This is a genomic window from Micromonospora sp. NPDC023737, from assembly GCF_040639715.1.
In the GTDB taxonomy this organism is placed as follows: Bacteria; Actinomycetota; Actinomycetes; order Mycobacteriales; family Micromonosporaceae; genus Micromonospora.
In genome coordinates this window covers 101,835-115,258 of the sequence record NZ_JBFAAL010000013.1, presented here as the reverse complement: position 1 = coordinate 115,258, position 13,424 = coordinate 101,835, and the positions used below count along the sequence as shown (strand labels likewise).

13 protein-coding genes are annotated in these 13,424 nt (G+C 75.6%); 4 read left to right on the top strand and 9 right to left on the bottom strand.

Annotated features, from left to right (window positions below):
- The first annotated feature begins 90 nt into the window (after positions 1–90).
- The 4 genes from AB0F98_RS24385 (at position 91) to crcB (ending at position 3,274) form a co-directional block, all read left to right on the top strand.
- Positions 91–1,317 carry an MFS transporter gene (locus tag AB0F98_RS24385; protein ID WP_357739285.1) on the top strand — a complete coding sequence of 409 codons (1,227 nt, stop codon included), beginning with the start codon at positions 91–93 and terminating at the stop codon, positions 1,315–1,317.
- Between the two features lie 173 nt (positions 1,318–1,490).
- A complete protein-coding gene (locus tag AB0F98_RS24380; RefSeq protein WP_357739281.1) occupies positions 1,491–2,249 on the top strand; it encodes a class I SAM-dependent methyltransferase in 759 nt (252 codons plus the stop codon).
- A gap of 192 nt (positions 2,250–2,441) precedes the next feature.
- A complete protein-coding gene (locus tag AB0F98_RS24375) occupies positions 2,442–2,915 on the top strand; it encodes a CrcB family protein (protein WP_357739278.1) in 474 nt (157 codons plus the stop codon).
- On the top strand, positions 2,912–3,274 hold the full coding sequence (crcB, locus tag AB0F98_RS24370; protein ID WP_357739275.1) for a fluoride efflux transporter CrcB: 363 nt from the start codon (positions 2,912–2,914) through the stop codon (positions 3,272–3,274). The genes AB0F98_RS24375 and crcB overlap by 4 nt, the downstream gene beginning before the upstream one ends.
- A 72-nt stretch (positions 3,275–3,346) precedes the next feature.
- Here the strand turns inward: crcB and cobA are convergent, their stop codons facing one another.
- From cobA to AB0F98_RS24325, 9 genes are all read right to left on the bottom strand, one after another.
- Positions 3,347–5,014, bottom strand: coding sequence for a uroporphyrinogen-III C-methyltransferase (gene cobA / locus AB0F98_RS24365; RefSeq protein WP_357739272.1), 1,668 nt, complete (start codon positions 5,012–5,014; stop codon positions 3,347–3,349).
- Positions 5,011–5,601 carry a precorrin-8X methylmutase gene (locus AB0F98_RS24360; protein WP_357739269.1) on the bottom strand — a complete coding sequence of 197 codons (591 nt, stop codon included), beginning with the start codon at positions 5,599–5,601 and terminating at the stop codon, positions 5,011–5,013. Before AB0F98_RS24360 ends, cobA begins: the two co-directional genes overlap by 4 nt.
- A 58-nt stretch (positions 5,602–5,659) precedes the next feature.
- Positions 5,660–5,857, bottom strand: coding sequence for a 4Fe-4S binding protein (locus AB0F98_RS24355; RefSeq protein ID WP_357739266.1), 198 nt, complete (start codon positions 5,855–5,857; stop codon positions 5,660–5,662).
- On the bottom strand, positions 5,845–7,620 hold the full coding sequence (gene cobJ / locus AB0F98_RS24350) for a precorrin-3B C(17)-methyltransferase (protein WP_357739263.1): 1,776 nt from the start codon (positions 7,618–7,620) through the stop codon (positions 5,845–5,847). The genes AB0F98_RS24355 and cobJ overlap by 13 nt, the downstream gene beginning before the upstream one ends.
- Entirely contained in the window at positions 7,617–8,900 is a 1,284-nt protein-coding gene (gene cbiE, locus AB0F98_RS24345) for a precorrin-6y C5,15-methyltransferase (decarboxylating) subunit CbiE (protein ID WP_357739260.1), read from the bottom strand. The genes cobJ and cbiE overlap by 4 nt, the downstream gene beginning before the upstream one ends.
- Positions 8,901–9,321: 421 nt before the next feature.
- The gene (locus AB0F98_RS24340) at positions 9,322–10,473 is read right to left on the bottom strand and encodes a cobalt-precorrin-5B (C(1))-methyltransferase (RefSeq protein WP_357739257.1); all 1,152 of its coding nucleotides are present in this window, start codon (positions 10,471–10,473) and stop codon (positions 9,322–9,324) included.
- The gene (cobM, locus tag AB0F98_RS24335; RefSeq protein ID WP_357739254.1) at positions 10,470–11,291 is read right to left on the bottom strand and encodes a precorrin-4 C(11)-methyltransferase; all 822 of its coding nucleotides are present in this window, start codon (positions 11,289–11,291) and stop codon (positions 10,470–10,472) included. The genes AB0F98_RS24340 and cobM overlap by 4 nt, the downstream gene beginning before the upstream one ends.
- Positions 11,288–12,037, bottom strand: coding sequence for a precorrin-2 C(20)-methyltransferase (gene cobI, locus AB0F98_RS24330; RefSeq protein WP_357739412.1), 750 nt, complete (start codon positions 12,035–12,037; stop codon positions 11,288–11,290). Before cobI ends, cobM begins: the two co-directional genes overlap by 4 nt.
- Before the next feature lie 8 nt (positions 12,038–12,045).
- Positions 12,046–13,380: a cobyrinate a,c-diamide synthase gene (locus AB0F98_RS24325; RefSeq protein WP_357739409.1), complete on the bottom strand. Its 1,335-nt coding sequence runs from the start codon at positions 13,378–13,380 to the stop codon at positions 12,046–12,048.
- Between the last annotated feature and the right edge of the window lie 44 nt (positions 13,381–13,424).

The window sequence follows — 13,424 nt, the reverse complement described above, 5'->3', positions numbered from 1 at the left end:
GCCGGTATAGCGCGTGTGCAACTATCTCGTTGTTCACGCGTGTAGTTGCACACGCTTGCCATTTCCCTCCTCGCCTGACCGGAAGGACTCATGTCCGCACGTTCCCAGTCCCTGCCCGCCGGCCTGATCGCGCTGGCCATCGGCGCCTTCGGCATCGGGCTCACCGAGTTCGTGATCATGGGCTTGCTGCCCGAGGTGGCCGCGGACTTCGCCGTGACCGAGCCGGTCGCCGGCTGGCTGATCTCCGGTTACGCGTTGAGCGTCGCCATCGGCGGGGTCGCCCTGACCGCCGCCGTCACCCGGCTGCCCCGCAAGCAGGTGCTGCTCGGCCTGATGGTGCTGTTCATCGTGGGCAACCTGCTCTCGGCCGTGGCCGGCAGCTACTCGATGATGATGGTCGGCCGGGTCGTCGCCGCGCTCTGCCACGGCGCCTTCTTCGGCATCGGCGCGGTGGTCGCCGCCGGGCTCGTCGCCCCCGCCCGCCGGGCCGGCGCCATCGCGATGATGTTCGCCGGGCTCACCATCGCCAACGTGCTCGGCGTGCCGTTCGGCACGCTGCTCGGTCAGCACCTCGGCTGGCGCTCGACGTTCTGGGCGATCACCGCCATCGGTGTCGTCGCGTTGATCGGCCTGGCCCTGCTCGTCCCGGGGCGGACGGCCGGGACGGCCGACGCCCCGGCCGGCGGGCTCCGCGGCGAGTTGCGCGCCTTCACCCACCCGCAGGTCTGGCTCTCGCTGGTGATCACCGTTCTGGGCTTCGGCGGAATGTTCGGCGCTTTCACCTACATCGCCTACACCCTCACCGAGGTGAGCGGCTTCGCGTCCAGCTCGGTCCCGTGGCTGCTGGTGCTCTTCGGGGTGGGCCTGTTCGCCGGCAACCTGCTCGCCGGCCGGGCGGCAGACGTCTCGCTGTCGCGGACCCTGGTCGTCGTCCTCACCGCGCTCACCGTGGTGCTGGCCGCGTTCGCCCTGACGGCCGACAGCAAGGCGCTGACCATCGTCGCTCTGCTGCTGATGGGCGGTTTCGGCTTCGCCACCGTTCCGCCACTGCAGATGCGGATCATGCACTACGCGCAGCAGGCGCCGACGCTGGCCTCCGGGGCGAACATCGCCGCCTTCAACGTCGGCAACGCGCTCGGCGCCTGGGTCGGTGGACTGACCATCGCCGCCGGGCTCGGTTACACCTCGCCGATCTGGGCGGGTGCCGCGCTCACCCTGGGCGGCTTGGCGGTGCTGCTCTTCTCGCTGCGACTGGCCGCCCGGCGACCGGAACGATCGACCACGGCGGAGTTGCGGGAACCGGTCGGCGCGGCGTGACGGCTCGGCCGGCGGCGAGGCGAGGCGACGCCCCACCGCCGGCGGGCGCGCCCCGCCGGGTCAGGACGGAACGACCCGACGGGTGATCATCGCTCCACCATCATCCCCTTGTTGCCAATTATTGGCAACAAGGTCTGGACGGTCGCCGCGCGACGTAACTAGCCTCGTGGGCTATGAGCCCTTACATCACTGACGCCGCCGCCTGGCAGGAGAGCTGGGACCGGCAGCAGGAGGCGTACCTGCCGGACCGTGAGCATCGGTTCACCACGATGCTCGACGCGGTCGACGCGGTCACCGACGGCGTGCCCCCGCGGGTGCTCGACCTCGCCGGCGGCACCGGCACCATCTCGCTGCGAACGCTGGCCCGTTTTCCCGACGCCGGGGTCACCGTGCTCGAGCTCGACCCGGCGCTACTGGCCATCGCCGAGGCCTCGCTGGCCGGGCGGGCCACCGTGGTCACCGCGGATCTGGGCCGCCCCGACTGGGTGGCCGCCCTCCCCCACCGGGCGTACGACGCCGTGCTCACCGCCACCGCCCTGCACTGGCTGCCGGCCGACCGGCTCGCCCGGCTCTACCGCGAGATCCGCGAGGTGCTGCGGCCGGACGGGATCCTCGTCAACGCCGACCACATGCCCGACGACGCCCTGCCGGAGCTCACCAAGCGGCTCGCCGCCCGGGCCCACGCCCGGTACGCCGCCCGGTACGCCGCCGGTGCGGCCCTCTCCTGGCCCCAGTGGTGGGAGCGGGCGGGCGAGGACCCGGCCCTCGCCCCGCTGGTCGAGCGCCGGCACGCCATCTACCCCGCCGGTCACAGCCCCGAGTGGACGCCGCCCGTCTCGTGGCACCTGGCCGCGCTGACCGACGCCGGCTACCACGAGGTGGGCACTCTGTGGCGCGGTGGCGCGGACGCCGCCGTCGTCGCCCTCCGCTGACCCCGCGCGGCTGCCCGGGCGTATCCTGAAACTCCTTGATCTTGCAGAACGCAGGGCAGCGTCGCAGGAAGGGGGCCCTCGCTCCTCACATGGCGGGGCTCTCCTCACGCCCACGGCGGTATCACCACCGGCTCACGCCGACGCACCGGCGGGCCAGGCGGACGTGCCCGGTGGGCGACGGGAGGGTGGCAGGTGACGGAGCGGGCGGGTCGGCGGGTCGACCCGGACGTCGACCTGCGGGTACCCCGCGACCGGCGGGAGCTGGCCCGGCACCCGGCGGCGGTGGTCGGCGCGGTCGCCGTCGGCGGGGTGCTCGGCTCGTTGGCCCGCGCCGGCCTCCAGGCGGCCTTTCCACACGGGCCGGACACCTTCGCCTGGGCGACCTTCGGCATCAACCTCACCGGGTGCCTGCTCATCGGGGTGCTGATGGCGGTGCTACGGGCGGCCGGCGGCGGGCCGCCGCTGGCCCGGCCGTTCCTCGGCGTCGGCGTGCTCGGCGGTTACACCACCTTCTCCACGTACATCGTCGACGTGCACCAGGCGCTCGTCGCGGGGGCACCGGGCGTCGCCCTCGCGTACCTGGTGGGCACCGTCGTGGGCGCGCTGCTCGCCGTCTGGGCCGGCGACACGGCCGCCGGGCGGCTGCTCCGGCGGAGCGGCCGGTGAACGTGCTCCTCGTCGCGCTCGGCGCGGCCCTCGGCGCCCCGCTGCGTTACCTCACCGACCGGGCCGTGCAGGCCCGCTTCGGCTCGGCCTTCCCGTGGGGCACCCTGACGGTCAACGTGGTGGGCTCGCTGGTGCTCGGCGTCGTGGTGGGACTGCCGATCCCCCCCGCGGTCAGTGCGCTGGTCGGCACCGGGTTCTGCGGGGCGCTCACCACCTGGTCCACGCTCAGTTACGAGACGCTGCAGCTGGCCCGGTCCGGCGGGGGGCCGCGGTCCCTGGCCAACGTGCTGGGCAGCGTCGCCGCCGGCCTGGCCGCCGCCACCGTCGGCTACGCACTCGCCCGCGCCCTCACCGGCTGACCCCCTGGTCGATCACGAGGTTGGCGGCGTGTCCGATCTCCGAACCCGCCGTCAACCTCGTGATCGCCGAGATCAGGGCGCGGGTTCACGCAGGGCGGCCACCGGGCCGACGACGAAGAGGGCCGGCGGGCGGAGACCGGCCCGCGCGGTGACGGCGGCGATCTCGTCGAGGCACCCGGGCACGGTCCGCTGGTCGGCGTGGCCGGCGTCCTGCACCGCCAGCACCGGGGTGTCCGGCGTCCGGCCGTGCTCGATCAGGGTGGCAGCGATCTTGCCGATCGTCTCCACCGCCATGAGCAGGACCAGGGTGCCCCGGGCACGGGCCAGCGCGGCCCAGTCGACCAGCGACTGCGGATGCCCGGGTGGCAGGTGCCCGGAGACCACGGTGAACTCGTGCGCGACCCCCCGGTGGGTCACCGGCACCCCGGCCAGCGCCGGGCCGGCGAGGGCGCTGCTCACACCGGGCACCACCGTGACCGGCACACCGGCCGCCACGCAGGCCTGGACCTCCTCGTGACCACGACCGAAGACGTACGGGTCGCCACCCTTGAGCCGGACCACCCGACGTCCGGCACGGGCGTGCTCGACCAGGGTCGCGTTGATGTCGTCCTGCTCCATCACCGGTCCGCGGGGCACCTTGGCCGCGTCGACGACCAGCACGTCTGGGCGCAGCCCGGCGAGCAGCCCGCGCGGGGCGAGGCGGTCGACGACGACCACGTCCGCCGCGTCCAGCAGCGCCTGCCCCCGTACGGTGATCAGGTCGTCCGGCCCCGGACCGCCGCCGACCAGGGCGACGCCGCCGCGACCGGCGCCGTCGTGCTGATCGTGGTCGTGGTGGGCCTGGTCGTGGTGCGCGTGGTCGTGCGGGCCGTGGTGATGGTGGTGGCCACCGACCGGGTCGTCGGGATGGTCGTGCGGGGTCTGCGGCCGGCCCACCTTGTCGGCGAAGCCGGGCATCAGCACCCGGTACGCGCAGGTGTCGCAGTTCATCCGGATGTCACCGCGCAGCGCCTCGGCGTACCGCTCGAGCACCAGGTCGGCGAGCGGGTCGCAGTCGCCGATCAGGTCGGCCACCCGCACGTCCAGGTCCGGATGCGCGGCGGCGTACGCGGCCGACTGGGCCACGATCCGGTCGGGCAGCACACCGGCGAACAGGAAGTACGGCGCCACCACGATCCGCCGGGCGCCGAGCCGGCGCAGCCGGTCCAGCACCGCCGGCACCGACGGCTCGGCGAGGGAGATGAAGCCCGGCTCGACCCCGGCGTAGCCGCGCCCCTCCCAGAGCAGCCGGGCCACCTTCGCCACCTCGGCGTTGGCGTCCGGATCGGTGGAGCCCCGGCCGATGAGCGCGACCCAGGTGCCGCCCCGGTCCGCGCCGGCGAGGGCCGCGTCGACGCGCTGCTCCAGCACGTCGTGCAGGACCGGGTGCGGGCCGAGCGGGCGGCCGTAGGAGTACGCCAGACCGGGGTGCCGGTCCTGCTCGCGGGCCATCGCGGCGGGGATGTCGCCCTTGCCGTGCCCGGCGGCGGTCAGCACCAGCGGCAGCGCGACCAGCTTCCGATGCCCCCGCCCGACCAGCGCGCCGACCGCGTCGGTGAGCGGCGGGCGGGACAGCTCGATGAAGCCACCCTCGACGTCGATGCCGGCGGCCCGCCGCCGGACCCGCTCGACGAGCGCGGTGAACTGGTCGACCCCGGCCGTGCTTCGGGTACCGTGCCCGACGATGACCAACGGCGTCATGGCTGCTCCGAGGTGTAGAGCATGGCGTTCACGGCAGCGGCGGCGACCGCCGAGCCGCCCTTCTCGCTGCGGTTGGACACGGCCGGCAGACCGCTGGCCCGCAGCGCCGCCTTGGCCTCGGCGGCGCCGACGAAGCCGACCGGAAGGCCGACGACCATCGCCGGTTCGGCGTCCAGGCCGATGAGCTCGGTCAGCGCGGTGGGGGCACAACCGACCGCCCACACAGCACCCCGGCCGACCCGGTCGTACGCGACACGGACCGCCGCCGCAGACCGGGTGATCCCCGCCGAGCGGGCCAGCTCGGCGACCGCCGGCTCGGCGACCGGGCAGATCGCAGCCCGGCCGGTGATGCCGGCGGCGACCATCGCCACGTCGGTCACCAGCGGCGCGCCGCCGCGCAGGGCGGCCAACCCGGCGGTCAGCGCCGCCTCGTCGCAGACCAGATCGGTGACGTAGTCGAGGTCCGCGCTGGCGTGCACCACCCGCTCGGTCACCGCGCGGCTCAACGGCGGCAGGTGGCTGAGGTCCACCCGCTCCCGCAGGATCTGGTACGACAGTTGCTCGATCGGGTGCACGACGCGACTCACCGGTCCCGCCCCGCGTCCCGGCCGCCGCTCGGGGTGGCAGACGTGCAGGGAGTGGAACTCATCGGACTCCTTCGAAAGGCTCGGGCCCGGTGACGCGGATTGCGTCCACCGGGCAGATCTCCAGGCATTCCAGGCAGCCGGTGCAGCGATCGGGGCCTACCTCGAGACCGCCGGGAACCGGCCGGATCGCGTGCACCGGGCAGGTGAGCAGGCAGGCGCCGCAGCCCTGGCAGGGGCCGATGGTCACGACCGCCACCGGTACCCCCGCGGGGTGACCATCCGGCCCGCGACGACGCGGGTGTCGCTGTTGCCGACCACCACGACGCCGTACATGTCGACCACTGTCACGTCGAGGTCGGCGAGGGTGGCCAGGTGCACCCACTCATCGGGTCGGCTGGCGTTGCGGACGACGCCGACCGGGGTCGACGGTGGACGGTGCCGGCCGAGGATCTTCAACGCCGCGCCGAGCTGCCAGTCCCGAGCCCGGCTGCGCGGGTTGTAGAGCAGCACCACGAAGTCGCCCTCGGCGGCGGCGGTGAGCCGGCGCTCGATGACCTCCCACGGGGTGTGCAGGTCGGAGAGGCTCAGGTAGGCGTGATCGTGGCCGAGTGGGGCGCCGAGCAGCGCGCCGGCGGCGAGGGCGGCCGTCACCCCCGGCACGCCGACCACGTCGATCCGCTCGTCGGCGTACTCGAGCGCAGGGCTGGCCATCGCGTACACCCCGGCGTCGCCGGAGCCGACCAGCGCCACCGCCCGGCCGGCGGCGGCCTCGGACACCGCGGCCCGAGCGCGGGCCTGCTCCGCGCCGAGGCCACTGGCCAGCACACGGGTGCCGGGTCGCAGCACGTCGCGCACCTGATCGAGGTACTGGTCCAGACCCACCACGACGGCGGCCCGACGCAGTTCGGCGACGGCCCGCGGGGTACGCAGGTCGGGCGCGCCCGGGCCGAGCCCGACGAGGGCGAGCCGGCCGCGTGGGGCGTGCCGGGCCACGGCGACGGTGGCCATGGCGGAGGCGGTCTTCGGCACCAGCAGCTCCGCGTCGGCGGGCCGGTCGGCGGTGCCGAGCAGCGCGGCGGCCTCCGCGACGCTCGGTGTGCCGACCGCCGCGCGGACCACCTCGCTCGGATGCGGCACGTCGACCGCCGCGAGCTGCGCCGCCGGCCGGGTCACCAGCGGTACGCCCAGCGCCTGCGCGGTCGCCACGATGCCCGCCTCGTCGGCCTTCACGTCGGCGCTGGCCAGGCAGCGCAGGCTGGCCGGGCTGAGTCCGGCGTCGGTGAGCACCCGGCGCAGCAGGTCGGCCACCTCGGCGGCCGGTACGCCCCGGCTGGCGCCGACCCCGGCGACCAGCGACGGCGGCCGCAGCACGGCGGTCCGCCCGTCGAGCGGCACCACCCGATCGGTGACCAGCAGCCGGTACGCGGCACCCTCGCGGCCGCGACCGGCGCCGTCGTCGGCGGGGTCGGGGGTGTCGGCGGTGTCGGCGTGGACGTTCTCCGGCAGAGCGGGCAGCGGCCAGGCGGCGTCGGCGATCAGCCGAACCGGCTCACCGTCCAGGATGGCGCGGGCGACCGCGGCGACCGCCCCCTCGACCGGCCAGCCGAGCGTGTCCAGCCCCGGCAGGCCCACCGCGTCGGTGGCGGTGGTGACGACCGGCTCGGCGTCGAGCAGCGCGGCGACCCGCACGGCCAACGCGTTTGCGCCGCCGGCGTGCCCACCGAGCAGCGCCACGGCGTGCCGCGCCGCCTCGTCGACCACCACCACGGCCGGGTCGGTGCGCTTGTCGCCGAGCAGCGGAGCGAGGATTCGCACCACCGCCCCGGTGGCCAGGAACGCCACCACCGCGTCGCACTCGGCCCAGGCGGCACGCAGCGCGTCCGCGACGCTCGCCCCGGGCACGAGGTGGGCCTGCGGCCACGCGCGGGCGAGGACGTGGGCGTGCCGGCGACCCGCCGCGGTGGCCGCGACCAACCCGATGCGTTCGGGGGTCGACGTGTCGGTGCTCGGATCGGTCACTGGCGCTCCCCGGTGAGGACGACCACCGGGTTGGTGGCCGCGAGGCGGATCGAGCCGCCGGGCAGGTCGGCCAGGCGGGCGGCGGAGAGTTGCACGCCGTCGACGGCGTACCCGGCGGCGCGGAGCAGGGTGACGGCCGGTCCGACCCGGTCGACGGCGGCGAGGGTCACCACGATGCGCGCGGGGCGACGCTCCGCCACGGCGGCGAGCACGCTCGGTCCGCCGCCGCCGACGAAGACCGCGTCCGGTTCCGGCAGGCCGGCCAGCGCCGCCGGGGCGGCGCCGGTGACCACCCGCACGTCGACCCGGTGCGCCTGGGCGTTGCGCCGGATCAGCGCGGCCGCGTCCGAATCCCGCTCCACGGCGACGACCGCGGCGCCGAGCAGGCCGCACTCGACGCCGATCGAGCCGCTGCCGGCGCCGATGTCCCAGACGAGGCGGCCCAGCCGGGGACGCAGGCGGGCGACCGCCAGGGCGCGCACCTCGGACTTGGTGATCATCGAGGCGCGGTGCGCGTACGCCGATTCGGGCAGCGCCCAGCCGCCCGTGGGAGCCGCGGCCGGCTGGTTGTCCCGCCGCGGGCCCGTCGCGACGACCGGCGTGGTGGCGTCCGCGCCGGGCGAGCGGTCGTCGGCCGGTTCGGCGAGGCAGAGCAGCACGTGCGGGTCGGACCAGGTCCGCGCGGCGGCGTCGGCGGGCGTGGTCTCGACGACCCGTTCCGCATCGGTGCCCAGCTGCTCGGCCACCACCAGCCGTCGGGACCACCCGAGCAGACCGGCGCCGATCTCGGCCGCCCCGGCGCCGGGCGCGGTGAGTACCGCCACCGCCGGCAGCGCGCGGCAGGCGTTCAACGCCGGCCGCAGGTCCCGGCCGTGCGCGCTGACCACTGCGGCGTCGTCCCACGACCGTCCGGCCCGGGCGAACGCGGCGGCGACGCTGGACACCGCCGGCAGTACCCGTGGCGTCAGGCCGGCGGCGCGCAACCGGCGGACGATGCCGAAGAGGCCGGGGTCGCCGCTGGCGAGGACGACGACCGGAATGCCGTCGGTGACCGCGCGGGCGATCCGCTCCAGCGCGGGCGCGAGCGGACCCAGGGTGACGGTGGCGCAGCCGGCCGGCACCGGCACGGCCGCGAGGTGCCGGGCCGCGCCGACCACCAAGCCCGCCCCGTGCAGCGCCTCGGCCAGCCCCGGACGTGGTGGACCGCCGGCCGCGTCGATGCCGACGACGGTCAACATCGCCGGTGCCGGGGGCTCCGCCGGCACGGATGCGTTCCTCACGCGACCCACCGCCGCGCCCGACCAACCGCCGGGCGGCCACCGCACCGGGCGGGACGGCAGCGCGCCACGGCTACCGCCCCGCGCGAGACGGCAACGCCGCGCGGAACGGCAACGCCGCGCGGAACGACGACACTGCGCGGAACGACGGCCCCACGCGAGACGACGGCACCGCGCGAGACGACGGCACCGCGCGAGACGACGGCACCGCGCGAGACGACGACGCCGCGCGGAACGACGGCCCCGCGCGAGACGGCGGTGCCTCGCGAACGCCCGGCGTGTCGTGCCGACGCCGCGACCACGCCGACGAGCCTGATACCTCTCAGGCATAAATATGCCTGAGAGGTATCAAGCTCGTGAGCCACCTGCCACCGTCCGGGCTCACGCAGCGTCACAGTCTCGGGGCCGGGAACGAAGCTGGGCCTCACCCGTCCCACCGCCCGGACGACGCGACCAGCGCCGAACCCGCGAAGTCCACCATGGCCACGTCGACGTCGACGGCGTCCCCGGCGAATCGGCGCAGCACCTGACGGACCCGACGACAGAGCAGGTCCCCGGCCGGGCGCAGCAGCCCGGCGGCCTCCCACAGCTCGTACGCGTGCCGCCCGGTGTTCGCCTCGGTCACCGCGGCGACCAGTTCGGGCGTGCCCCCGGCCTCCGCGGTGACGGCACCGAGCAACGAGAGGTCCACCTTGGAGCGGGTGTAGTGGGTCATCAGCACCCCGGCGGCGAGTTTGGCCAGTTTGCCGGCCATGCCGACGAAGACCACCCGGGTCATACCGTCGGCGACGGCGGCCGTCACGGCGGCTCCCGTGAAGTCGCCGACCTCGACGAAGCAGACCTCCGGCAGGTCGGGCAGCAGGGTCCGGGCACCCCGCTCGGTGCGCCCGCCGGTGCAGAGCACCACGGTCCGCTCCCCCTGGGCGGCCATCACGTGCACCGCCTGTACCACACTGGCCCGCCAGGAGGCGGTGGAGAACGGCCGGACGATCCCCGTCGTGCCGAGGATCGAGATGCCACCGAGGATGCCGAGCCGCCGGTTGGTGGTCTTGCGGGCCATGATCTCGCCACGCGGGACGCTGATCACCACCCGTACGCCTACCGTGCTCAGGTCGACGACCTCACCGACAGCCGCGGCGATCATGCGACGTGGTGTGTCGTTGATCGCGGGCCCGCCGACCGGCAGGCCCAGCCCGGGCTTGGTGACGACGCCGACGCCGGACCCACCGGCCAACCGCAGTCCCGGTTCGCTCTGCCAGTCCACCGTCGCGGTCAGCTCCGCGCCGTGGGTCACGTCCGGGTCGTCGCCGGCGTCCTTCACCACCACGGCCTCGACGCGGGCGGGCGGACCGGCGGTGAGCTCGCAGCGGGCAACCGGGAAGCGGACCCGGCGGCCGGCGGGCAGACCGATCTCCACCTCCCGCTGCGGCACCCCGCTGACCAGGGTGGCCACCGCAGCCTTCGCCGCCGCAGTGGCGCACGCCCCGGTCGTCCAGCCGGTACGCAGCGCGGTGGGCCGGACCTTGGCGGTACGCGGCAGGTCCGGCTCGCGCAGTGGCGGCTCGGCGTACGTCACGCCGGCTCCCCGGCCGCGCCGCGGGACCGGCGCAGCTCGGCGCGGGCGGCCGGCTCGGCCCGACGGAACGTGTGGAAGTGCCCCGGATGGTAGAGGTGCGAACGAGTGCCGGCCGCGCCCAACGCGGGACCGACCAGGAAGAGCGTGTGCTTCCACAGCCGGTGCTCCTTCACCGTGGCGGCGAGGGTGCCGACGGTGCAGCGCACCACCAGTTCGTCCGGCCAGGTCGCCTGGTACGCGACCACGGCCGGGGTGTCGGGCTCGTAGCCGCCCGCGAGCAGCTCGGCCTGCACCTGCCCGGACCGGGCGGCGGAGAGGAACAACGCCATGGTGGTGCCGTGCCGGGCGAAGTCGCGTACCCGCTCGCGCGGCGGCATCGGAGTCTTACCACCCTCCAACCGGGTGAGGATGACCGACTGGGCGACCTCGGGGATGGTGAGTTCCCGCCCGACGATCGCCGCGACCGCGGTGAACGACGACACGCCGGGTACCACCTGCACGGCCAGGCCGAGCGCCCGGCACAGGTCGAGTTGTTCCTGCATGGCGCCCCAGAGCGCCGGGTCGCCGGAGTGGATCCGGGCCACGGTCAGCCCTTCGGCGGCGGCCCGCCGGTAGAGCGGCAGCACACCCTCGATGGGCAGTTGCGACGAGTCCACGATCTCCGCGTCGGGCCGGGCGTGTTCGAGCACGTCGGCGTGCACCAGGCTGGCCGCCCAGATCACGATGTCGGCCACGCCTATCGCGCGAGCTGCGCGCAGCGTCAGCAGGTCCGCGGCGCCGGGGCCGGCGCCGACGAACCACACGGTGCCGGTCTTCACAGTTTTCCTCCCCGGCGGTCCCGGCGGGCCGGGACCAGCAGCGTCGACAGGTAGGGCAGCTCCTCGTGGGGCCCGGTGACCGGGCCGATCCGCTCACCGGGCAGGCCGAGGGCCTCGCCGAGCACCGCGTCGGCCAGGCGGTCGTGCCGGCGCAACGCGGCCGCGAGTTCCGCGTGCCGGCGCCAGCCCTTGTAGGCGACCACGGTGCCCGGGCCGGCAAGGCACGCCTCGAAGGCCGCCACCCCGGCGGTGGCGGGCAGCAGCGTGAGCGATTCACGGCCCTCGCACAACGGCACACCGGCGCGTGCCGCGAGGTCCTGCATCGCGGTGACGCCGGGCACCGTGCGTACCTCGACGGTGGGCCGCCGCTCCCGAACCCCCTGGGCGAGGTACCCGAAGGTGGAGTAGACGTTCGGGTCGCCGATGGTGGCGAAGGCGACCGAGCGGGCGCCGGCATCCATCGCGGCCACCACCGCGGCGGCGGCCTCGTCCCAGGCGCGTTCGCGGCGGGCGGTCACCCCGCCCCGGTCGTCGAGGGCGAACGGCAGCCGGCGAAGGCGCGCCGGATCGGCGTACGCGCGGGCGGTCGTCTCGGCCCGGCCCGGCGGCGCGGCGCCGTCGGCCGCCAGCCGGTCCAGCACGGGTACGAACACCACGTCGGCTTCGCGCAGCACCCGTACCGCCTTGACGGTCAGCAGTTCGGGGTCGCCCGGTCCCACGCCGACCCCGGTCAGCGTGGCGCTCACCGGGGCGCTCACCGGGCCGCCGCCTGGACCAGCCGCCGGGCGGCGTCCGGGTGACCCGCCCAGTGGGTGTGCAGGTAGGACGCGTGCACCCGGTCGTCCGCGAAGCCGTGCGCGGCGCCGTCCCAACGCCACGCCGGGCGTTCGCCGTGGCCCGGGTCGGTGACGGTGCGGTGGAACTCGTGGCCGTTCACCGGCGCGCCGGAACGGGCGAGCGGGGAGTCGGTGGCGGCGACCGCCGCCCGGTAGCCGAGGGTGAGCCGGCCGGTCATCCGCGCGGTGAGGTCGAGCCGCCCGCACATCGGCACCCCGTCCAGGGCGCGGCCGAGGTACAGCAGGCCGGCGCACTCGGCGACCACCGGGCCGCTGAAGTCGGCGAGCTCGGCGCGGAGCGACGTGTTCGCGGCGAGCTGCTCCGCGTACGCCTCGGGGAATCCGCCGCCGATCACCACCGCGCGGGTGCCGGCGGGCAGCGCCGGGTCGTGCAGCGGGTCGACGACGGTGACGTGCGCGCCCGCGGCGGCGAGCAGCTCGCCGGTCTCCGCGTACGAGAAGGTGAAGGCGGGCCCGCCGGCCACCGCTACGACCGGGTGAACGCCGGTCGGGCCGCCGACGGCCGCGGCCGGGTCCCAGGCGGGTGCGGTCAGCGGTGGCGCGGTGCGCGCCAGCTCCAGCACCGCTTCGAGGTCCACGGTGGACTCTACGAGGTCGGCCAGCGCGTCGACGACGGCCACGGACTCCGGCGCGCGCTCGGCGACCGGCACCAGCCCGAGATGCCGCGACGGGGCGGCGACCTCGGCGGCTCGGGCGACCGCCCCGAGCACCGGCACGTCCACCTCGGCGAGCGCGTCGCGCAGCAGCCGCTCGTGCCGGGGCGAGCCGACCCGGTTGAGGATCACGCCGCCGATGCGCACGGCCGGGTCGAAGGCGGCCATGCCCAGCGCCAGCGCGGCGGCCGACCGCCCCTGGGCGGTGGTGTCCAGCACCAGCAGCACCGGGGCGTCGATCAGCCGGGCGACGTGCGCGGTGGAGGCGTAACCACGTCGGCCGACCGCGCCGTCGTGCAGCCCCATCACTCCTTCCACCACCGCGATGTCGGCCGGCGTCGGGGTGCTCGCCCCGTGCCGCAGCAGCGGCGCGATCTGCTCCTCACCGACCAGCCAGGGGTCGAGGTTGCGGCCGGGCCGGCCGGCGGCGAGCCTGTGGTAGCCGGGGTCGATGTAGTCCGGGCCGACCTTGTGCGGGCTCACCGTCAGCCCGCGCCGGCGCAGCGCGGCGAGCAGCCCGGTGGCCACCGTGGTCTTGCCGTGCCCGCTGGCGGGCGCGGCGAGAACCACCCGGGGCAGCGCCCACGGCGTCGCGGGTCGCCCCGTCGGTACGCCCGAGCTGT